Annotated in this window: 17 protein-coding genes; 8 read left to right on the plus strand and 9 right to left on the minus strand. The window is 59.5% G+C overall.

The window, feature by feature from the left end; all coding sequences use genetic code 11:
* Positions 1–46: 46 nt before the first annotated feature.
* The gene (rfbA, locus tag DL88_RS07275) at positions 47–946 is read right to left on the minus strand and encodes a glucose-1-phosphate thymidylyltransferase RfbA (protein WP_034994078.1); all 900 of its coding nucleotides are present in this window, start codon (positions 944–946) and stop codon (positions 47–49) included.
* 183 nt (positions 947–1,129) lie between these two features.
* Between rfbA and DL88_RS07280 the strand changes: the two genes are divergently transcribed.
* Positions 1,130–3,214: a glycosyltransferase family 2 protein gene (locus tag DL88_RS07280; protein ID WP_051955697.1), complete on the plus strand. Its 2,085-nt coding sequence runs from the start codon at positions 1,130–1,132 to the stop codon at positions 3,212–3,214.
* Positions 3,215–3,227: 13 nt separating this feature from the next.
* Here DL88_RS07280 and DL88_RS07285 read toward each other — a convergent pair whose 3' ends face one another.
* On the minus strand, positions 3,228–5,546 hold the full coding sequence (locus DL88_RS07285) for a glycosyltransferase family 2 protein (protein ID WP_245270678.1): 2,319 nt from the start codon (positions 5,544–5,546) through the stop codon (positions 3,228–3,230).
* Positions 5,547–5,667: 121 nt separating this feature from the next.
* Here DL88_RS07285 and DL88_RS20215 point away from each other — a divergent pair, with 121 nt between their 5' ends.
* From DL88_RS20215 to DL88_RS07305, 5 genes are all read left to right on the plus strand, one after another.
* Positions 5,668–5,805 (plus strand): hypothetical protein, encoded by a 138-nt coding sequence (locus tag DL88_RS20215; RefSeq protein WP_156970982.1) that lies wholly within the window; start codon positions 5,668–5,670, stop codon positions 5,803–5,805.
* Between the two features lie 343 nt (positions 5,806–6,148).
* Entirely contained in the window at positions 6,149–6,802 is a 654-nt protein-coding gene (locus DL88_RS07290; protein WP_034994079.1) for an ABC transporter ATP-binding protein, read from the plus strand.
* Positions 6,803–6,971: 169 nt separating this feature from the next.
* Complete coding sequence (locus DL88_RS07295; RefSeq protein WP_034994080.1) at positions 6,972–8,225, plus strand: KpsE/RkpR family capsule polysaccharide export protein; 1,254 nt, start codon at positions 6,972–6,974, stop codon at positions 8,223–8,225.
* A gap of 24 nt (positions 8,226–8,249) precedes the next feature.
* On the plus strand, positions 8,250–9,290 hold the full coding sequence (locus DL88_RS07300; RefSeq protein WP_034994081.1) for a hypothetical protein: 1,041 nt from the start codon (positions 8,250–8,252) through the stop codon (positions 9,288–9,290).
* Between the two features lie 184 nt (positions 9,291–9,474).
* Positions 9,475–10,812, plus strand: coding sequence for a KpsE/RkpR family capsule polysaccharide export protein (locus DL88_RS07305; RefSeq protein WP_051955698.1), 1,338 nt, complete (start codon positions 9,475–9,477; stop codon positions 10,810–10,812).
* 83 nt (positions 10,813–10,895) lie between these two features.
* Here DL88_RS07305 and DL88_RS07310 read toward each other — a convergent pair whose 3' ends face one another.
* From DL88_RS07310 to DL88_RS07340, 5 genes are all read right to left on the minus strand, one after another.
* On the minus strand, positions 10,896–11,780 hold the full coding sequence (locus tag DL88_RS07310) for a class I SAM-dependent methyltransferase (RefSeq protein ID WP_245270679.1): 885 nt from the start codon (positions 11,778–11,780) through the stop codon (positions 10,896–10,898).
* Positions 11,781–12,231: 451 nt separating this feature from the next.
* A complete protein-coding gene (locus tag DL88_RS07315; RefSeq protein WP_156970995.1) occupies positions 12,232–13,623 on the minus strand; it encodes a sensor histidine kinase in 1,392 nt (463 codons plus the stop codon).
* Positions 13,624–13,904: 281 nt separating this feature from the next.
* Positions 13,905–14,699 carry a response regulator transcription factor gene (locus DL88_RS07325; protein ID WP_280949198.1) on the minus strand — a complete coding sequence of 265 codons (795 nt, stop codon included), beginning with the start codon at positions 14,697–14,699 and terminating at the stop codon, positions 13,905–13,907.
* 316 nt (positions 14,700–15,015) lie between these two features.
* Positions 15,016–16,959 (minus strand): AsmA family protein, encoded by a 1,944-nt coding sequence (locus DL88_RS07330; protein ID WP_034994084.1) that lies wholly within the window; start codon positions 16,957–16,959, stop codon positions 15,016–15,018.
* A gap of 563 nt (positions 16,960–17,522) precedes the next feature.
* Positions 17,523–18,596, minus strand: a complete 1,074-nt coding sequence (locus DL88_RS07340) for an NAD(P)H-dependent flavin oxidoreductase (RefSeq protein WP_034994087.1) — start codon at positions 18,594–18,596, stop codon at positions 17,523–17,525.
* A gap of 239 nt (positions 18,597–18,835) precedes the next feature.
* Here DL88_RS07340 and dld point away from each other — a divergent pair, with 239 nt between their 5' ends.
* Positions 18,836–20,572: a D-lactate dehydrogenase gene (dld, locus tag DL88_RS07345; protein ID WP_084705036.1), complete on the plus strand. Its 1,737-nt coding sequence runs from the start codon at positions 18,836–18,838 to the stop codon at positions 20,570–20,572.
* 64 nt (positions 20,573–20,636) lie between these two features.
* Here the strand turns inward: dld and DL88_RS19280 are convergent, their stop codons facing one another.
* Both DL88_RS19280 and DL88_RS20220 read right to left on the minus strand, forming a co-directional pair.
* Complete coding sequence (locus DL88_RS19280; protein ID WP_051955699.1) at positions 20,637–21,176, minus strand: hypothetical protein; 540 nt, start codon at positions 21,174–21,176, stop codon at positions 20,637–20,639.
* Between the two features lie 137 nt (positions 21,177–21,313).
* Complete coding sequence (locus DL88_RS20220; protein WP_156970983.1) at positions 21,314–21,580, minus strand: hypothetical protein; 267 nt, start codon at positions 21,578–21,580, stop codon at positions 21,314–21,316.
* A 403-nt stretch (positions 21,581–21,983) separates the two neighbouring features.
* On the opposite strand from DL88_RS20220, the gene DL88_RS07360 reads away from it, so the two are divergent.
* Positions 21,984–22,304, plus strand: coding sequence for a hypothetical protein (locus tag DL88_RS07360; RefSeq protein WP_034994103.1), 321 nt, complete (start codon positions 21,984–21,986; stop codon positions 22,302–22,304).
* Positions 22,305–22,402: the final 98 nt, after the last annotated feature.

A 22,402-nucleotide genomic window follows, 5' to 3' on the forward strand; every position in this document is an offset into this window, starting at 1 on the left:
ACTAGAGAAAAGCCCTCTTCCAATACCGTTCTACGAGATTGATTATTTATGCATTTTCAGTCGGGAGGGCGTTCTTGCTCGCCGTTTCGTAAATGCCAAGAAGATATTCGCCATAACTGCTTTTTGCGGAGCGAACGGCGAGTTCGCGGAATTCTTCCAGGGAAATATAGCCCATATGCAGGGCGATCTCCTCGATACAGGCGACGCGTGTCCCTTGCCTCTGTTCCAGAATCTGAATGAAATGGCTGGCTTCCACCAGCGAGGCGTGGGTTCCCGTATCAAGCCAGGCGAAGCCGCGTCCCAGCATTTCGACATAGAGGTCGCCACGTTCCATATAGGCGCGGTTGACGTCGGTGATCTCGAGCTCGCCGCGGGGTGAAGGCTTGATCTTTGCCGCAATGTCGACGACGTCGTTCGGATAAAAATAGAGGCCCGTCACTGCGACATTGGAACAGAAGGTTTTGGGCTTTTCGACAATGTCGAGCGCACGCCCGTCGCGGCCGAGTGTCACGACGCCATATTGCTCGGGATTGGTCACCTGATAGCCGAACACCGTCGCATTGGCCTCGCGCATCCGGGCTTTCACCAGCAGTTCCGGCAGGCCGTGTCCATGGAAGATATTGTCGCCGAGAATGAGCGCCACCCGGTCTGAACCGATGAAGTCGCGGCCGATGATGAAGGCTTCGGCGAGGCCCCGCGGGGCCTCCTGCACGGCATAAGTGAATGAGAGGCCGAGTTCCTTGCCGTCGCCCAGGAGCCGCTCCATCAGCGGCGTATCCTGGGGCGTCGATATGATGAGGAATTCCCGAATACCCGCCAGCATGAGCGTGGCGAGCGGATAATAGATCATCGGCTTGTCGAAGACGGGGAGCAATTGCTTCGAAACGACGCGGGTGATCGGATAAAGGCGTGTGCCGCTGCCACCCGCGAGGATGATCCCTTTCATTCAAAGTTTCCTTCGATTCGTGCGATGCAGGGGATGGATTGATCCCCTGCTTTACTTGATGCACAAAACCGCGTCGATAGAAGTTCACTCCGGAAGGATGCGGCTTTCGCCGCAGGCTCCGGACCTCCGGGCGGCACCCAACTCGGGTGTTCGTACCCGGCGCTCATTCTTTTTCTGGAGCAGATGGGATTGGACAAGGGCCATGGAAGCGCAAGGTGGTCCGCCGCCGATTGCCTCTTGCCGGAAAAGGATGTGGCGATCGAGGATGGGCATATTCATGCGCTCTCCGATGAACCCTGGATGGGCATTCGTCCTTGCACGGCACTGCGTCCGGGCGGCTTCGTCGCCATTGTCTATCGTTTGAGCCAATGGGACGATCCCGTCCGTCCGGTCTTCCGTTTCTGGCGGGGCGACGGGACTTTCGTCGAGCGCATGGCACCAGGACCTGTGGCTGGCGCAGGGCTCTGGCGCGGACGCATTCCGCTTGGGACGCGGCGTATCAGCGTGAGTCCGGTGGCGCGGGTGGGCCGTTTCGATTTCCGGATCGAATCGATCGAAAGCCTGTCCTTCACGGCGCAGCTGCGCTCGGGATGGGGGAAGGCGCACCGGCCAGCGCGTGCAGCGCTTCTCACTCGGCTCATCGGCATGATCGACGAGTCTGATCTCAACCTCGCCTGGGCGACGGAATTTCATCCGTTCGAAGATTATGCGGCCTGGAAAGCCGCGCGCGAACGCGTGATCGATCTTGCAGGCATCGATGCGCCGCGAACCGATTGGGAGAAAGGGCCGCTCGTCACTCTGCTTCTCGGCGGGGCTCAGGCGCAGCCGAATGTCCAAAAGGCTCGGGAGGTGCGAGAGTCGACCATAGATACGGTCGCGGCGCAGCTCTATCCGCGCTGGTGCTTGTTGGTGCATGCGGAAGCCGATACATCGCGTGCCGATGCGGAGCCGCGTTGCCGTTTTTTGAACGACCGGGATTGGATGGAGATGCTGGCGGGTGATGGACCTGAGACTGGCTGGCTCTGCGCTTTGTCACCCGGTGACCGGCTGTCGCCCGGCTCTCTTGCAAGCTTGGCCGAGCGCTTGCCGACTCTGCCACAGGCCAGTCTCGTCTATGGGGACGAAGAGCATATTGGACCCGATGGGAGAATTTTGCCCATTCTGAAGCCGGACTGGAGCCCGCGCCTGCAGGCGGCGCGGCCCTATCTCGGGCGGGCGGTCTTCGTTGCCGCCGCTGCGTGGCGGCAATGGTCGCTTGAAGAGCGTCTCGGTTTCGTGCGGAACGCTGTGCCGCCATCACGCTGGCTCGCCAGCCTGCGGGCAGCGGAAGTTCTGCATATCCGGCGCTTTCTTCTGGCTTCGACACGGGCGGAAGCGCCTGATTTGAAGGACAATCGTCGTGAGCGAAGGAAAGAGGGAGCAACTGGCGGCCGGGCGCTTCCAGCCGAGCCTTCCGTCTGTTTCATCATTCCCACGCGAGACCGGGCGGATCTGCTCGATCGCTGCATCACCAGCATCCGCGAACAGACCGCCTACAAGCATTACGAAATCCTCATCCTCGACAATGACAGCGTCAAAGCCGAAACGACGCACCTGTTCGATCGTCTGCGCAGCCTCGCGAATGTGTCGATCGTGAAGACGCCGGGTCCTTTCAATTATGCGCGCATCTGTAATCTCGGCGCGGCGCGGACGCGGGCGGACATTCTGGTCTTTCTCAATAATGATACGGAAGCGCTCTCATCCGGCTGGCTCGCCGCTTTGGTGCGGCAGGCCATTTGTCCCGATGTCGGCGCGGTCGGCGCGAAGCTGCTCTTCGCCTCGCGGCGGATCCAGCATATTGGCGTCGCGGTGGGCATGGGCAATTCGGCCTGCCATTTCGGGGCGCAGGAAGCCGAGGACGCACCGGGATGGCTCGGCCGCCACAGGGTTTTGCACGAGGTTTCGGCTGTCACGGGGGCCTGTCTCGCGGTGGAACGCCGGAAATTCGTAGCCATTGGCGGATTCGACGAGGCGCATCTCGCCGTCGAGCTCAATGATATCGATCTTTGCCTGCGGCTCGGCGAGCACGGCTGGCAAAGCCTCGTCGAGCCCGCCGCCGTGTTGTTGCATCATGAATCGGCGACACGTGGCGGGGCCACCTTTCGCCCCTTGAGCGTCAATGGAGAGCAGCGGGATTATTTTCAGCGGCGCTGGCGCAAGGTGATGCGGGATGATCCCTATTTTCATCCGGCCCTGGCGCATTTCCGGCTGGTGCCGGCGCTGGGGTAGCTGACATCCGGGCTCACCCATCCACCTCGGCGGCGTTCGAATCGGCTTGTGCATCGGTGCGTGGCGATGCGTTTGCGCTTGCATGACCGGTGCGGGCAGCGGGCAGATGATCAAGCAGCACGAGGCCGGGTTCGGCGCGGTTGCGCGTATGCCAGGGGCTGAAGGCCTTGTCCTCGAAGGTCGCGGTGGCGTGACGGGCTTCGAGATTATCCTTTTCCCTTTGAAAACGCGGCCGGTTCTCCCGCGTCTCATCGCTGCCGCGCGAGGCGGATTCGTGATGGATCAGCGTCGCGAAAGGGGTGTAGACGATACGATAGCCATGCTCGACGGCGCGCAGGCAATAATCGATGTCATTATAGGCGATCGCGAAGGCCTCCTCGTCGAAGAGGCCCGTCTTCTCGATGCAGGCGCGTGTGATCAGCATGCAGGCGCCGGTGACGGCGGATAATGATTGCCGCACCATGAGACGGCCCATGGGCCCGGCGAATGTGGCGGGTTTGCCGCCGAACCAATGGCCGGCATAATTGCCAAGTCCGACGATGACGCCCGCATGTTGCAGCGTTTGATCGGGATAGAGCAGGCGCGCGCCGACGATGCCGGTATCGGGATAATGCAGGCAGGCGGCCATTTCCGTCAGCCAGTCAGGTTCGATGATCTCGATATCATTATTGAGAAGCAGGATGGGATCGCCGCTCGCCAAAGCGATTCCCTTATTAACCGAACGGGCGAAATTGAACGGCTCCTCATGAATATGGGCCTTGATCGTAACGCCAGGACGGGACGGTGGATGCGCGTAGAGGTCGAGGACGCGGGGATCCGTGGAGCCATTGTCGATGATGAGGATTTCGAGTTCCGGATAATCGGTTTCATGAACCAATTGCCGTAACAGGCGGGCAATCAAATCGTAGCTGTCGCGGCTCGGAATGATGATCGAGATTTTCGGGCGGTCCTGATCGATCTTGTCGAACCGGATGCGGTGGAGGTCCGGCAGCAACGCCGGCTCTACCGGCGGTGCGATGCCTGTCGCCGCATCGGAGAAATGCTCGGCCAGGGTTTTGCGTGCGCTTGCCGTCGCCTTGTCGGCGAAGGTCGCTGAGAAACTGCGTCCGTCGCGCCGCCAGATATAGGCGGGATAGGGCAGGTGCAGAATCGCGTCGGAGGGTATGTCCTTGAGGTAGCGCAGGAGCAGGTCGTAATCCTGCGATCCTTCGAAACCCTGCCGGAAACCGCCGAGCGCGGCCACGCGGTCGCGCCGGTAGAGCGACAAATGATTGATGTAATTGACGCCGGAGAGAAGGACGCAATCATAGGCGGGTTTCAGGAAATAGCCGACCGGCTTGAGCGCCGCATTGGCGATGACTTCGTCGGTGTAGAGGAATTGCGCCTCAGGATGTGCCGCCAGCGTTTCGGCGATTGCCGCAACCGCATGGGCCGAGAGCGCGTCGTCGTGATCAAGCGGCGCGACCCATCGGCCGCGTGCCGCTGCGAGCGCGGCATTGGTGGCTCGCGCTATTCCGCCATTGCAATCCTGATGGAGAATTGTCACGCTAGGCTCGTTTTTGTTTCTGTCGAGCCAGGTGAGAGTTTTGGGGTCTGTGGAGCCGTCGTCGCTCAGGATCAGTTCGGAAAGACCCGGCGTCTGGATGCGGAATGAAGCAAGCAGCGCGTCGAGATAGCGTGGCGGCGTATTATAGACCGGTACTAGGAAAGAAATGAGCGGATTCCTCGGCGGCGGGGCGACCGGGCGCGCCGCATGATGCGACGCGGCGCCTTTCAGGACCTTGCGGTAATGATCGCCAATACCGAAAAACCGCCGGTTCGACTGGGGAACCTGCGTCGTTTCGTCCTGGAAAGCCGGATCCGCGCCGATATATTGGCGATAAAAAACTTTTACATCACCCTCTTCCCGTTGAGCCGCGGCATTCTCCGAAAGGGCCTGGAGCGGTGCGATCTGTCTTGATGCGCGCACAGACAGGCGAAAGCGCATCGGCCGCGCTGCGGGGTCGATGCGCAGGGCTCGGACTTTCGGCAAGGCATGCAGGGCGATGAGCGCGACGAAATGGTGGCACTTGGGCATTGCGAGGCTTTCCGCCTCATCGAAACCCTTGCCATGATCGAAATAGAGAACCGGTTCCAAATCTTCAGGCAAATCCGTGGCGATCGCCTCGATCTCGACCATGAGATAGCGGGGACGCAGCCAGCGGCAGGAAATCAGAAAATTCGGATCCTCGTCGATGCTTTCCCAATCGTTGGGCCCGGACGCCAGCCGTTTGACGCCAGAGAGCGGCCGATAGGGAAAGGAACGGACAGAGAGGCGCAGAGGAAGACGCAAAGAGACGATCCTTGGTGGCGCGTTCAATCGAACAGAGGGGGCCGAACAGAGGGAGCAAAACGAAGCTCCGATTTCTACCGTTTGGGATTTATTGAAATGTTAGGGAAAATGATGCATAGGCATGGCAATTCAGTGTCGTCTTATCTGTATCGTCCCTGGCCTCGCTCTCGGGGCGATGATGCCGCTACCTGAGCCGGGCGTGCTGCCGGCCCTTTTGAGGAAGGCTTTCGGCGCTGTTCTCGGTGCTGCCTTTGAATAGAGCATTTCAGGTGAAGGTGAGAGTTGCCGTCTTGGCCGCGGTCCTGCGACGAGCGGCTTTATTAAAGCCATAATGATTTGAATTGAAGATATCCGATTGTCCCAGGGGGAGCGGTTCAGGGAGCGGCCTTTGTTGGAAATTTCCCTCCTCCCTTCCCGGCAAAGTTTTCATTGCCTGTTTAGGGCTGGTTCAAGGCCGGTTCATGAAGAGCGTTCATTAAAAGCTTTGCGCCGGAGCGCATGGAATTTGGCAAGATCAGGATGAAGCATCCATCGTCACTGCCGACAGGCGCGATCAGCAGGGCCGCCGGTGGCATCGCCCGGAAATGGAGCCGATCCGTTCCATGATTCAATTCAACGACGTCTTCAAATTCTACAAGACCAATAATCACAAGAAGGTCGTGCTGGATCACGTATCGACGGTGTTCGAAAGCGGCTGGTCCTATGGTCTTCTCGGCGTCAACGGCGCCGGTAAATCGACGACCCTGCGCATTCTCGCCGGGACGGAATTGCCGAATTCCGGCAAGGTGCGCCGTTCCGTGCGGGTCTCGTGGCCGCTTGGTTTCGCCGGTGGTTTCCATCCGCTGATGACCGGACGCGACAATGTGCATTTCGTCGCCCGCATCTATGGCCATGACGTGCGGCAGGTGTCGAATTTCGTCGAGGATTTTTCCGAACTTGGCGATTATCTCGACGTGCCGGTCAAGACCTATTCCTCCGGCATGATGGCGCGCCTGGCTTTCGGCTTGTCAATGGCCATTGAATTCGATTGCTATCTTGTCGATGAGATCACGGCTGTGGGCGATGCGCGGTTCCAGGCCCGCTGCCATGAGGCTTTCGCGCGCCGCCGCGCCAATGCCGATCTCATCATCGTGTCCCATTCCATGGGGACCATCAAGGATTATTGCCAGCGCGGTGCCGTTCTCGTCGACGGCCGGCTGACCATGTTCGATTCCGTCGATCAGGCCATTGAAATGTATAACAGGATGAATCGATGACGGATCGTCTGCCGCTTCGCGCAATGGCTGTCTGGGGCTATCCGGCTGGATTTGCTTTCCCGTCCGGCTGCGCCTGTGCCACAATGGGACCGGGCTTGGATATGGACTTGGGCATTGCGTGGGCCGGGACATTGCGAAAGTCGGAATGTTTTGAAAAAGGGCATGGCATATGAGTGAGATCGGCGGCGACGTCCGTCTCTCGCCGCGGGAACGCTCGCAGCTGGTCGCGCAGGCCCTTGCGGAAGCGGCGCGGCGTGCCCGCTTTTCCTCGCGTGGCCGCCGTGCACTGAGGCAGGGTGGCTATCAGGCACGCAGCCGGCAACGCTTCTGGCGGGTGTGTTTTCTGGCCACATTCGCCGCTATCGTCGTGATTCCGACTTTGGTGGCGTCGGTCTATTATGCTTTTATCGCTTCCGACCAATATGTTTCGGAATCCCGGTTCACCTTGCGGACCGGTACGCCGCCAAAAATCGACAGCCTCAGCGCGATGACCGGCATTCCTTCCATGCTCATCGTTCAGGATACGCTGATCGTCACCGACTTTCTTTATAGCCGGGCGCTTCTGGAGAAACTCGAGAAGAGCATCCAGCTGCGCGAGATGTTTGCCCGGCCGGAGATCGACGGATGGGCGCGGTTTGATCCGGACAAGCCGATCGAGAAATTCGTCAAATATTGGAAATCCATGATCGATGTCTCGATCAAAATGCCGGCCGGCATCGTGGTCGTCACCGTGCGCGCCTTCTCGCCGCAGGATTCCCTCAAGATCGCCAATGCGCTGCTCGAGGCGAGTGAAAGCCTCGTCAATGACATGAACGAGCGCATGCAGCATGATGCCGTGGGCCTCAGTCTGCAGGAACAGAAACGCGCGAGCGACCGGCTCCTTGAGACGCGGGTCGCGCTTGAGCGCGCGCGCAATACCGAGGGCATGCTGAACGCCGAAGAAACACATAAATCGATCAACGAACTCATCACTGGTGTCCAAAGCGGTCTGTTGAAGCTGCAGCAGCAATATGACAGCCAGATCCGTTTCGTGGCCAAGACGGCGCCGCAGATGCGGACGCTGCAGCAGAGGATCGACGCCGCCAAGGAGCAGATTACCGCTCTCAAGGCACAACTGACCCAGAATGATGAGGCGCAGCGCACCAAAACCCTTTCCAGCACGATGTCGACGCTCGACTATCTCGAACTCGAACGCAAGATCGCCGAGAGAATCTATGAGGGGGCGACGACCGCGGTGGAGAAAGCCCGCCTGACGAGCGAGAGCAAGCTCATGTATCTCAACATTTACGTGACGCCGGTTCTGGCCGAGGAGGCGCGCTATCCTCATCGCGTCGTAAATACGCTTCTGGTGTTTTTGAGCACTCTGGCCATATGGGGCGCGGTCTGGGGCTTGCTCTCCATGGCGCGCAACCATAAGGCGTGACATTCGAGACGGGTCGCAAACGGGATGCTCTTCAATGTCGAAACGGATGGCGGAACCTCAATCACGGGCTATCTCGTCCCGGATACTTTCGCGGTCAATCCGTCGATCCGCGTGCGGGACCAGGGCTCCGAGCTTCTAACCTTCGAGGCGAATGAAACGCGCCACGCGCTGGTCGAGGCCGGCCGCCACGCGACAGGTCAATGCGGTTTCCGCATTGATGAAACCATGGTGCCGGGCCTTGGCGGTCTGAGCGGATTGAGCCTGCATGATGCCGATTCCGATCTCCTGATCTATCGGCGCAGCAATGGCGGCGCGCTCATTCCCCAGAAGGTTTTTCGTCTCGAAACGCATCTCGTGCCGCTGTGGCGCCTTGATGCGGTCTTCGAGGATAAGTTTCAGTTCTTCTATCCCCGCGCAGACCATTACGGCCGCGAGACGGCGACGCAATTGTTCCTTTTGACAGGCGGGGAATCCTGCCTGATCTCGGGACGGCTGCTTTACAAGAATTATGAAATGTATGTGGTCGACAAGTTCAAATGTTTCGCGATTCTGCGCGACCCTTACGATGAACTTGCCGAAAGAATGCTGTTTTTGAGCCAGATGGGCAGCAATCTGCATCATCTTCTTGGCGAGCGCGACCGGATGATCTTCGAGCCGGTGATCGCCGCGCTCAACGACACAACCCATCTGGAAGAAACCTCGATGCGGCGTTTCTTCAAGCGCCTTTCTTCCGAGGTCGTCGCCATTCTGTCCAATCCGCTGGTCCGTCAGCTGACGGCACAGACGCCGGACGCCATGCCGCCGCCTGGCTGCCTTGCTTCCGCCCTTGATATTCTCTCCACTTTCGAGGGGCTCGGCCTGCGTTCGGACGATGCCCATTCGCGCGGGATTATTGCCGAGGGGCTCGGTCTCGACGAAGCGGTTCTGCCGTCGCTTGCCGAATTTCCCCGGGTGAGCGAATTGGGCCGGCAATTGAAGGAGATAAGGACGATCGAGGGGTTCCTGGAAAAAGACCTGGACCTTTTCCATCACATGACGCAAGCCTTTCAGAAAGTTGCGCCCTGATGCCATGTGTGCATCACTCCGCCCCGCGGCGTCGGGGCGTCAGTTTTCCCGCCAAATCTTACGGATCATCGAATGAGCCGGGAGATTCGGTCTGAGACGTCATTCGTCGTAAGCCCTGTCCGTCGCAAGCCCCCTCGGGCAAGCTTCAGGTCAAGCGAGCCCTGGGCCCGGAAAAAGGAAGTCTATGGATATCGAGACGCGGCCGCGCGAGGAGAAACAATCTGTTTCCGGCCAGGTGCTGCAGGCGACGAAGCTCGTCCTGCGCGGCGTTTCGGCCTTGCGCCGGCCGGACTTTTCTCCCTTGCGGCCGGTGCACGATCCCTCGTCGCCGTCCACGACGCCAGCCGCGCGCGATTATATCGAGGGTGAGATCGTCGGTGAGACCGTGGTGCGGACAAAGACCCGCCCCTCGATGGTGTTGATGAGCTTGATCGGCCTTGTTCTGGTGCCGGCGGCCGTCATCAGCCTCTATCTGTTCTTCATCGCCGCCAATCAATATGTCTCCGAAGCGCGTTTCACGGTGCAGCATGCTGAGCGCGAGGTCGCCAATGTCGACAAGGTGCAGGGTGCGGCTGCCGCGACGGGTGGCAGCAGTTCTGCCGGCATGGAGATGCAGGATGCGGAAATCGTGGCGAGCTATATCCGCAGTGAGGCAATCATCAAGGATTTGGCTCAGGACATCGACCTGCGCGAAATTTTCCGCCGACCGGAAGCCGATTTCTGGGCACGGTTGAAGAAGGACGCCACGTCCGAGGAATTGCGCGATTATTGGCTCGGCATGGTGCGCACCTATGTCGAGAATACATCGGGGATCGTTCGTCTTGAAGTCCGCGCCTTCCGCCGCGAGGATGCGCTCACCCTCTCCAAGGCGATCCTTGCGGCGAGTGAACGCATGGTCAATGCCATGTCGGAACGCGCGCGGCAGGATACGATGCATCGCGCCGAGGAGGAGGTCCGCCGCTCGGAAGCGGCGGTGCGCTTCGCGCTCGCCGATCTCGCCCGCTTCCGCGATCAGGCGAAATATATCGATCCGGTCAAGGTCGCGGAACAGACGACCAAGCTCATGACGCAATTGACCGCCGAGGCGATCCATCTCGAAACCGAGCTTTTCATCGCCAAGACGTCGAACAGCATGAACGGGCCGGGCATCACCTCGCTGGAGGCGCAGATCACCTCGACGCGGCGGCAGATCAAGGAATTGCAGGCGCAGCTCGCCGGTGAAAACAAGAACAGCGCTGAAATCGGCAATGTCGCCGCTTCTCTGGTGCGGTTCGAGGAACTCGAGATCAAGCGGCAATTCGCCGAGACCATGTATAAATTCTCGCAGGACAGTCTGGTGCGGGCGCGCAATGCGGCCGAACGCCAGAGCGTCTATCTCACCGTCTTCGTGCCGCCGGCGCTTCCGCAGGATTATTCCTATCCGCTGAGGTTCACTTATTCGGTGCTGATCACCATCGGTCTTCTGATCCTGTGGTCGATCGGCGCCATGACCTGGGCGTCGATCGAGGATCATCGCCTGTAGGACGAGGCCGCCTGCTCCCGAGATCGCGCCGCCGGTTCGATCGCCCGGGAGTCTTCCAGCGATCACCGGGGATCGCCTTCTGTTCAGGCCTCACGCCGCGCGAAAACCGAAAAGGCTGGGCCGTTGCGGTGGTCCGGCTCGTCATGGGCGATCCGCACATCAGTAAAGCCGAGCGCCCTGATCGCCGCCATAAGATCGTCCTTCTCGATCCAGCGATGCAGATCATGCATGCCGCCGCAGAAGCTTTTGTCGCGCCAGGCGCCATAATAGCTGCGTTTGCTCAGGCGCACCGGCAGGCCGTGGAAATCACGGACTTCGATTTCGCCGATGAGGGCGCCACGGCGCGGATCATCCTGCGGCATGGCCGCGTCGCTCATATAATGCGTCCATAAATAGAAGGCATTGGCGCGTTTCGCCATCAGCTCCAGCATCAGGAGCGGGTCCTGCATATGGTAGAGCACACCGGAAGCGACGATCAGATCGTAATGGACTTCGGTCTTTTGCAGCCATTGCATGAGATCGCCGATGAAGAATTTCGCCCGGCTCATGCCGAGGATTTCCTTGGTGATCAGACAACGCAGAAACGAAAGTTTGTTGGCCTCGATCGCATGGATGAAGGCCGGATTATGCTGTTCGAGAAAATAGGTGTGGCCGCCTTCGAGGGGCCCGAATTCGAGGATGGCCTGGTTCTCGATAGATCCGTGTTGTTCGAGCGCCCAGGCGATACGGGGATCCTGATAGAAGGCCGAGTCACCTGCGACGACGCCGATTGCGGGCGGGAAAGATTGATGCCAGCCGGGCAGGACATTGATGGCATTCTGGGCGCCGGGCATGCCGACGATATATTCATCGAGCACCGGACCAGAACCCGACCGGCTTGAATCGCAGGCGTTCCTTCGGGTCGCGGCGGCATCGAGGCGATTGGCGAGACCACGCAGTTTTTCAACGATGAAAGCGGTTATCGGCAAATGGATTTCCTTTAACGCCAAGATTTATCGAGAGAGCTCACCAGGAAGGATTTCTCGAAAAAGGAATGTGCGGAGTGGTCTGGGAGTGTCGAGTGATGGATGGATCCGTTTTGCGGCCTGCGAACGGGTCCATTGAGAAAATAGAAGTATTTCAGCTATTTGAATCGTGCAGCCATGCTGCGTCTATCGCAATATTCCGGGCGTTTTGGTTGCTGCGGCGGCCTCGAGAAATCGCAATAATGTCAACAGATGGAAATCGCATGGCGTTAGGAGCCTGACGGCAAGGTCATGAAGGTCATTGCAATAGAAACCTTGTGAGGGAAACACGATCCTGCTCTTTACGAAAATGCTATAGGCGCGTGCGACTGCTAGACCAAGATCGGTAAAAAGTCTGTATTTATTTGGTCTACTGCACTTCATGGGCGGGGTGCCCGTGCGCACGGAAATCCGTTCATGTCCTTGAAGCCTGACCGGAGAGGCCTTTCGGCAGAAATTCGAAAATTGCTCCCGGCCTGTTGTCGCCGACCCTGAAGCCGTAGCCGTGCAATTCGGCGATGACGGCGACCATGCTGAGGCCAAGGCCTGATCCGGCGTCATGGCGGCTGCGGTCATGACGATAGAAGCGTTTGAAAATATCTTCTCGCTCTTTGGCCGGAATACCTGGTCCGGTATCGGTTATGCGCAATCCCGGGCCGTGGGGGCTAGCAAAGGCGCCAAGCGTGACGATCCCGCCCTGCGGCGTGAATTTGATGGCATTATCGACCAGATTGGCGACCATCTCGATGAGGAGCTGGAAATCACCGATCATCGGCATGGGGGGAGAGGAGATCAGATAGAGCGTGATCGCCTTGGTCTCGGCGAGTGGTTCGTAAAGTTCGAAGATTTGGCTACAGACCTCGCAGAGATCGACGGTGCCGAAACTCCTCCGCAGCGGGCCGTTCTCGATTTCCGACATGCGCAGCAAGGTGGTGATCGTCATGAGCGCCCTGTCGAGATCGCGCAGGGCCTGGTGCACGCTTTCACGAACACCATAATCGCTTTCGCTGCAAAGACCGCGCTCCAGCCGGGCCCGCATGATCGCCAGCGGCGTGCGCAGGTCATGGGCGATATTGTCGCCGACATCCTTGATCTGCGATACGAGACGGACGATCTCGTCCAGCATCAGGTTTACGGCATGGGCCACATGGTCGATATCGTCTCCGCCAGAGCGGGTCGGCAGGCGTTCGTTGAGATGCCCCTGCATGATGCGGTTGACGCGTTGATTGATCGATTGCAGGCGCCGCGCCGAGCGCAGGCTGAAAAAGGTGCCGATGACCAGGGTCAGAAGAATGGTTGGCACGACACCGATGAGGAGCGCGCGTGACACGATGCGCCGCAGCGCATGGATTTCGTAGAGGCTGCGACCAAGGATGACGGTCGTGCCATCGGCACGGCGGCGGCCGACGAAAAGCGCCGGGTCGCGCGTATAGCCGTCGGCATCGGCGAGAGGGGAATCCAGCTGATAGGCCTGGCCATCGATGACCAGTCCGGGGGGCGGGGCGGGAAGATTGCCGGCAATCAGAGTGCCGTCCTTGGCATAGAAGCCTGCGTAATCGACAATGCGCAGATCACTTGCGAGCCGCCTTTCGAATTCGCCTCGGATCCGTTCCATCGGTTCGATGGCGGCATCGGCTGTCTCGGCGATCAGATGTGACCGGACTTGCTTGTCGTCATAGACCGAGACATGCAGATAGACGAAGAAGAAGACGATCGATGTAGAGGCGGTGACGGCCAGCGCGAAGAGGATGGCCAGCCGGAATGTCGCTGCGCGAAACAGGCGCATTTGCCATGGTATGGGCGTCATAAACAAGATTGCCGTCCTCGCACGATCGCCTTTTTCAACCGCGGCGCTTGGATCCGTGCAGAAACGACACTGTGACGGGCATCGTTATCGACAGTCTCCGGCCGAAATCGGAAAGCCCTTTTCGCGAATATGGGGAAGCCTTCTCCGAAGATGGTCTGGTTTTTTGAGTTGAGCGTTTCGGATAAATCCAAAACGCTCAACGCGGCGATCCGCCATGACCCGTCCGGAGTTGCAAGGAAGTCCAGGGAAAGCCTGCCCCCAATGCTCAAGCCCGGAGGCTGTCAGGCACGCAGGCGGAATCCTGCACCGCGCACGCTCTCGATCAGGGGAGGACTGCCGGGCTGATCGATCTTCTTGCGCAATTTCCCGATATGGACGTCGACCAGATTGGTCTGCGGCAGGAAGTTGTAATTCCAGACATCCTCTAAAAGCATGGCGCGGGTTACGGTTTGTCCCGGGCGCCGCATCAGATATTCGAGCAGCTTGAATTCACGCGGTAAAAGATCGAGGAGGCGGTTGTCGCGCCGGACGCTCCGCTCGATCAGATCCATTTCAAGCGGTCCAACTCTCAGGATCGAACTGCGCAGATCGGCGGGACGCCGCAGCAACGCCTCGACGCGCGCTGCCAGTTCCCCCATCGCGAAAGGTTTGGTGAGATAATCGTCGCCACCCGCCTTGAGGCCGCGAATCTTCTCGTCCACCGAACTCAAGGCGCTGACCACCAGGACGGGGATGAGAATATTTTCCTGCCGCAAGATTTCGATCAGGGTCAGCCCATCGGTTTCCGGCAGCATGCGGTCGATGATCAGCAGCGAGAATGCCTGTGATCTTGCGGCCGCGAGCCCGGCTGGTCCGGTCCTTTCGATCTGGACCTGATAGCCGAGATCGGACAATTCGGCGGCGATTTCCGCAGCCATGCCTGCTTCATCCTCGACCAAAAGCAAGGGAATGCCCTTGCTGGCCTGCCGGCTCGTAGGCAAAGCAGAAGAGTCTTCTTCCTGCGATTGGAAGGAAGAGGCGTGCATGGAATGCGCGGGGGGCTCGATGTCTTGCAGAATTTCCTGATCCAGTTTCATCACCACTCCGGAAAACCACCGGTCCGTCGAGGCGCATGGGCGCAGGCAATCGCCTTGCCTGGTCCCTTGAAGATTCTGAACCGGGATCGGGGAGCTCGCATCGCGAGAGGATATATTCCCGAATTGTTCCGTTTCAGGCTTTCCTGGTGACCTCGACCTTCCTTCCACGCGTGAGAACGCCGGTAGCGCCCGCATGGTTCAAGGGCATAGATAAACCGCGACGGCCTTGTCTGCCGCGCCAAAATTATAAATGTTATTTTAGGGCCACAAATGCCAGGGTTTTGCGAATCGGGAAGTGGAATTTCCCGTCAGGCCCTCATTTGTCAGGGGCGCTGTCATCGGAGGTTTCTGAGGACGATTGGACGGACCCCGGTTTTCTCCGAAAAAGAGGGGCGGCGGCATTCGACCGGCGGATCAGGCTTTGGACGTCGGGGATCAATTCCGGATCATCCCACGACCCGAGAATATCGAAACGGAATTGAAGCAGATCTTGCGCGAGCTCCGCAGGATCCAGCTTTGCGCCGGGTGTGCTTGCGGGGGTGACGACCGCATGCAGCTTGAGCATCCGGTCGCCTATATCGGCTTGACCGCCGAGGGCGATGCGCAAGCTTTGACTTTGCAGCAGGCCATCCTCGATATTGGCGACGCCATGGGTGACGTTGAGGCCGAGATTGCCTTCGTCGTAGTAGGTCCGGCCGCCATGGATGGAGGCGAGCAGGGCGAGCGGCCGTTTTTCGAGATGGCGCAACGCCTGATCGAGCGCAAGCCCGTCGATTTCGCCCTGCAGCACATTAGCCTGAATATGGCCTTCGAGCGAGCGCATCACGGCGAGTTGCGTGCCACCGCCACCTTCGAAATTGACCGTGCCTGTGACGAGCCCGCCGAACCGCCTCTGGCCGAAAAAATCGGCCGAGAAGGCGGAGAGATCGAGGCCCGAGAGGGTGGCGTTGGCGCGGAAGGCGAGGTGTTCCGGCTCGATTTTGAGTGAGGCCCGGCCCTTGAATGCGCCCTGATAGGCCTTGGCTGCGGGAACGACGAGTTCGAGGCGATCGTCGCGCGTCATGATGGAGATTGCTGCATCCTGCAATTCGATTGGCGGCAGGCGCAGGCGGGAGGCTGATATCCGCAGATCGAGATCGGCCAGATTTGTGGGCGCGAAGGAAAAAGGCTCGCTGCTCCAATCACCGCTTCCGTCGCGGGCGGCAGGCAGGCGTTCGAGCCAGGGTGTGGCGGTCAGGACGCCCGTCGCGAGGGTTCCCGACAGGATCGGTCTTTCGCGAAGGTGCTGCAGCGCCAGTGTTCCTTCAAGGCGATTGCCGTCGATTTCGAGATGCAGATCGCTGAAAGCGGCGCTGTCGTCGTCGATGACGACATTTGAGGACAGGACGAGATCGGCGAAGGGGCCGGGCAGCGGCAGAGGATGATCGATGAGTTCGAGAAGGGCCCGCAGACTGGGCGTCGTGGATTCGATCGTGCCGGCATAATGGAATTGTTGTTCGTTGCTCAGGCGGCCCCGGCTCGAGAAGGACAGCAACGGGGCCTCGATACGCAGATTGATATCGGACGGACCGCCGCGCAGCAGATCCACCGGCTTGGCGATCCAGGCGGAAAGATCGACGGATTGCTCATGATAATCGAGCGATCCTGCCAATTGCGCGGCTGCCCCCATCTGCCGCCAATCAAGAGTGGCGTTGATGTTCGAAATCAGCTCTTCTCTGGGAGATGACCGGGTCTTTAGGTGGGCCCGGCCGTTGATGAAGGTGAGGACGCCGAGTTTCGTGGTATCGGTCCGCTCCGCCTGCAGGCTCGCCGGGGGGGCATCGGCAGCGCGGCCGATGGCGCTGTCGGAGGGCAGGGGGTGGCCGTCGAGATCGATCGTCAGATCGGCATCGAAAAGGCTTGCCGAGGCGATTTCGAGCCGGCCGAGCAGCAGCGGCAGAATGCGGAAATAGCCTTTCAACATGGGCGTTTCGACGGTCAAGGCGCCGGAGGGGTCGGAAAAACGCACGTTTTCGATATTGACATGCGGTTCTGGCAGGACCACCAGCACGGCGGGACCATGTGACTGAACGGCGAGGCCAGTCGTTGCCCGAATCTGCTCCTCTATATCGCTGCGCAAGGCGGTTGCCGAAAACAGCCAGGGGGCGATGAGCGCGACGAGGCCGATCAGGACAAGACAGACGGCGCAGACGGCAGCGGAGCGCAAGCCCCATCCGTGTCGCAGCCATCCCCGCTTGGGCAGGGAAATGAAGCTCTGCATCGCGGTTCGATCCATGCTGTGTGACAGTCTTCGATCTGTGAGACTATAGCGGCGAAAAGAGCAATTTCACGAAAAATGACAAATGATTATGCGTCTGCGACGGCGCGATCACGGTATTTTGACGCGATTTCGCGGCGAGAATCGTCCAATTCAATGGACAGTTGCAGTCTATCCACAATGCAGGGGCTGTGCTGAAATCGCGGTTTTATTCTTTTGAACCAGCCGAAGTCATCGCGGTCCGCATTGTTCCGATTCAGATGTCCGCTTCAAATGGCGGATTCGACGGCTTGAAAGATGATGATCCAGGCTTTGTGAGTCTGGCCATCACGTATTTGAACCGTGTGCGGATTTCGAGAGGTTTGAAAAGGGGAGTGAAAATCAGGGGGGCCGGACGCATCCGAACCGATCTCAATTTCTTATAGGGATCGGGATAGCACTGATCGGACGAATCTCATCCACATGGCTCAGTCGTTCCACATGGCGGATGACTTTGGCGTGATCATGGCCGATTTTCTCACAATGCCCCGGTAGCATTAAGGGAACCGGGGCCAGAGCCGACGCCGCTATTGAGAGGGGAGGCGTCGTTGAGCTTGTTCCGCCAGCCATTGGGTCAGTTCACCCGAGCCCATTTCGCGGGTGAGCGGAGCTGCCTGCCCCGCCCATAGATTTGTGAAATCATCTCGTCCGTTGGCTTCCGCCTGCGCTCTTAGGGGCGCGAGGGCGCTGCCTGCCGTCGGGAAGGCTGGTGCGAGAGGGCAGAGCGGCCCGAGGTCACGCATCAGGCGGTTGACGAAACCTCGTGCCGGCCGGCCTGTGAAAAGATTGGTGACAGCTGTTTCCCGTGTCGCGGCCTCATCCAGCGCCCGCCGGTGCAAGGCCGGGATTTTCGCTTCCGGCGTCCTGAGATAGGCGGTGCCGATCTGGACTCCGGCGGCGCCGAGTGCGAAAGAGGCGGCAATGCCGCGCCCGTCAGCGATGCCGCCCGCTGCGATGACCGGCAGGGCGATCGCGTCTACGATCAATGGCACGAGAGCGATCGTGCCGATTTGCGTCGCCATATCGTCGCCGAGAAAGGTGCCGCGATGGCCGCCGGCCTCATAACCCATGGCGATGACGGCATCGACACCCCTTTCGGCGAGCCAGAGTGCCTCGCTGACATTGGTTGCCGAGGCGATGATTTTGGCGCCGGTGTTTTTCACGCGATCGAGCAGCGCCGGCTCTGGCAAGCCGAAATGAAAGCTCACCACTTCGGGGTGGAAACTCTCAACGATCGTGCAAAATTCCGCATCGAAAGGTGCTCGCCCGGTGGTCGGCAGCGGCGCTGCCGGATCGAGCCCTGTCTCGACATAATAAGGTGCCAGCCGCGCCCGCCATTGCATCTGGCCGACGGGATCAGCCTGCGGCATGGTGTGGCAGCAGAAATTGACATTGATGGGTCGCGTGGTTGCGCCGCGCACCAGCGCCAAGGCATCCTGCAGCGCCGCAGCAGAATATTGTGCCGAGGGCAGGGAGCCGAGCCCGCCCGCATTGCTCACGGCGGCGACCATTTCAGGCGTCGTCGCGCCCGCCATCGGCGCCTGAATGATCGGCAGCTCGATGCCGAAAAGATCGAGAAGACGTGTATCGGGCCAGGACATATCGGAACCTTGATCGATGGGGTCGCCGTGATCCCGTGGGAACTTGTGTACTGCGCTAGCAGAGAATCGCGCCGGGGCGGCATAGGGATTTGGTAAGAGAGGAGGCTGAAAGCTATTTACTTCGCTCATTTACAAGGTCACACATAAGCGTATCTGGTCTGAAACGTGTGCGATTGCACTGCCGCCCGCGCCTTCGCCTAGCCCGAATCCTTGCCCGTTTGCGTAGCGGAGTAGCCGCCATGACAGCCATTCTCGCGAAAGAACCCGTGGTGTCGGGTGTTGAGGTCATCGACAAGCCCCGCCTGATCGCGGATCTGAAGGCGATCGTCGGCGACACGCATGTGCTGACGGACCCCGAGGCGACGCGCCGTTTTCGCACCGGCTTCCGTTTCGGTGGCGGCATGGCGATCGCGGTGGTGCGGCCCGGTAGTCTCCTCGAACAATGGAAAGTGCTGCAAGCTTGCGTTGCAGCCAATCGGATCGTCATCATGCAGGCGGCCAATACCGGCCTGACCGGGGGGTCGACACCCGATGGCGACGATTATGATCGCGAGGTCGTCATCATCAACACCTTGCGGATGGACAGGCTCTATCTGATCGAGGAGGGCCGCCAGGTGGTCTGTCTGCCGGGTGCGACGCTTTACCGGCTCGAGCAGGCGCTGCGGCCCATCGGCCGCGAGCCACATTCGGTCATCGGCTCTTCCTGCATCGGTGCTTCGGTCTTCGGCGGAATTTGTAACAATTCCGGCGGCGCGCTCATCCAGCGCGGGCCGGCCTATACCCAAATGGCGCTCTATGCCCGTGTCGACGAAACGGGCGTGATCGAACTCATCAATCATCTCGGCGTCAGTCTCGGCAATGATCCCGAAACGATCCTCAATAAGCTTGATGAGGGGGCCTTCGACGACAAGGATGTGGACCATGATCCCGCGCGCCTTGCGTCAGATCATGATTACATCGATCACGTCCGCGATATTGAGGCCGATACGCCGGCGCGCTTCAATGCCGATCCGAAGCGCCTGTTTGAGGCCTCTGGCAGCGCCGGCAAGGTCATGCTCTTCGCCGTCCGGCTCGATACATTCCCCAAGGAAAAGGAAACAGCGGTTTTCTATATCGGCACCAACGATCCCGCCGAGCTTACGGAGATTCGCCGGCATATTCTTGGCCAGTTCGAGACCCTGCCGGTCGCCGGCGAATATATGCATCGCACGGCCTTCGACATTGCCGAACTCTATGGCAAGGATACGTTTCTCGCGATCCGCGCGCTCGGCACCGACCGTCTGCCGAAACTGTTTGCCGCGAAGGCACGATTCGATGCCTTTACCAGCCGGTTCAAATTCCTGCCACGTGATCTTGCCGACAGATTGATGCAGGCGGCAAGCCGGCTGTTTCCCAGCCATCTGCCAGCGCCCATGAAGGACTATCGCAACCGTTTCGAACATCATCTGATGCTGAAAATGGCCGGTCCCGGCATTGCCGAGGCGCGCTCCTATCTGGAATCCCTGCCGCTCGCGCAGGGCGGCTTTTTCGAATGCACGCGGGAAGAAGGGGAAAAGGCTTTTCTGCATCGTTTCGCGACGGCTGGCGCGGCGATCCGTTACCGCGCGATCCATGCTGATGAAGTGGAGGACATTGTCGCGCTCGATATTGCCCTGCGCCGCAACGATCGCGACTGGCTGGAAAATCTACCGTCTGAATTCGATCCGCCGATCCTGCACAGGCTCTATTACGGCCATTTTTTCTGTCACGTCTTCCATCAGGATTATATCGTGCGCAAAGGCCATGACACGATGGATCTTGAACATCGCATGTGGACCTTGCTCGACAAGCGTGGCGCGCAATATCCGGCGGAACATAACGTCGGCCATCTGTATCATGCCAAACCGGCGCTCGTCAGCCATTACCGGACGCTCGATCCGTGCAATTGCTTCAATCCCGGAATCGGCCATACGTCGAGAAAGGCCCATTGGGTATAGGCGGGGGGTATAGGCGGGGGGTATAGGCGGGCACCTGGAGGCGCCGGAAACAGCCGTATGGACGTCAATTATTATTATAGCGGATCCAGAAGCGCGGGGCGTTGTTGTCGTTCATACCACCGGTGGTGGCGCCGAGACTGATGAGGTCCTTCACACCGCCGGTTCCGGCACCGAGCACGGTTCCATTGATACCGCCGAGGAAAGCACCATCATAGACGTTGTCCCTTAATCCGCCGGAGCCGACCGGCAGGGAGCGGCCATTGCCCAGAAGGCCGCCGGTCCGTGAACCATAGGTCAAGAAATCCTTGATGCCGCCGGTGCCGACATTGACGGCCAAATTATTGATGCCGCCGACGGCGTTGCCGATCCCGTTTCCCGTGCCGCCGGTGCCCGCGCCTTGGTGACTAAAGCCGAGCCGTTGATAGGTGTTGCGCGTCGTGATGCGGCTCGTTGGTGGTGCGAGACCCTCGCCGCCGACGCCGGTTCCGACAATACCACCCTGCCCATTGACCGGCGGTGGTGTGAAGGCATTGAATTGCTGGGCCATGGCGGAAGAGGCGGGAACCGCAAGGCTGGCGCCAAGGAGGAGCGAAGCGAGTTTCATGGGGCCGGCCTTTCGATCATCCTGCCGTCCCTTCTCCGCGCCGGATGATCCGAGCCGAACGGTGCGGAACGCGACGAAACCTCTAGCAAATATCGGCTGATTGGACAATGCGGCGGGCGCCCGTCATGGCCAGCCTGTCAATGCCAGGGACGGTAATGTCTCCAGTAGGGGCTGCGCTTGAGGTGCTGGTGTTTTGCCCTTCGATTGCCCTCAGGATTGCCGAGCGCGTTGGGACCGAGACTTTGTGGAACCGGTTCATCGATGAGTTCTTGATGCTGTCCGAGCCGGGGAGACCGTCCGATATGGGCCTCGTTTCCCAGCATATTGGGATAGGGGACGGGCAAAAGAGTCTGTTCACCATGCGCCTCGCCAAATATGCAGCCGAGGATCAAGGTCGCAGCCACGCAGCGAATCCGTAAAATTTCGGGGCAGCGAAAGTGCAAGTCCAAAGTCTCGAATGTATGGCCGGCCGAAGGTGCGATCGCCCCTCCGATGATCCCGCTCATCAGTCCCGATAAATTGGGATCGATGACGGTTCAGGGAAAGCCCTTGCCAGTGGTTGGGGCGAGGGAATCCCCGTCTTCAGGCGGGTCAATGGAGAATCGTTCGGAAAAGCGCGAGGCGCTCACATAGGAGGAGCGAAACACCAAGGAAACCGTTAACACGCGATGCGGGAAAGGGGGATGAAGCGATCCTTCAACTCTCCGTGCCTTTCCGGGATTTAATTTGGTTTTCCCGGATGTTACTCCTACGCTTCCGCCACTTCACGAAGGATGAAGTCCTGTCTCTGAAGCGGACGGCGTTTCAATGATAAAAATCAGCGATCATGGCCTTAAGGCCATCCTTTTGCTCGGGGTTCTTACCGTCGGCGGCGCTGCCCTTGCCGAAGGGACCACGACTCGGCCACGCAAGGCCAAGACAAATTCCACGGTGGCCATACCAACCGTCTCGGTGACCACCGATCAGCCGCCGCGGTCCGGGAGCGTGCCGATGGATTTCTCGGGCATGAGCAAGCGGGGTGCCGACCTGCCGCTGGATGCGGAATTGCGGGCAAAGCGTGGCGGGGCCACCGGTCCGGGGTCGCTGTCCAACAATAATAGAAGTCTCGGGACGAGCATCCATTTTTGACGCTGGCGGCCGGAGGGAATGAACCGAAGGCTTGGGCACTTCAAAACCCTTCAATCCAATTCGCAAACGTTCCAGAGGGAAAGGGTCCAGAGGCGAAC

This window comes from Beijerinckia mobilis, from assembly GCF_000745425.1.
GTDB lineage: Bacteria > Pseudomonadota > Alphaproteobacteria > Rhizobiales > Beijerinckiaceae > Beijerinckia > Beijerinckia mobilis.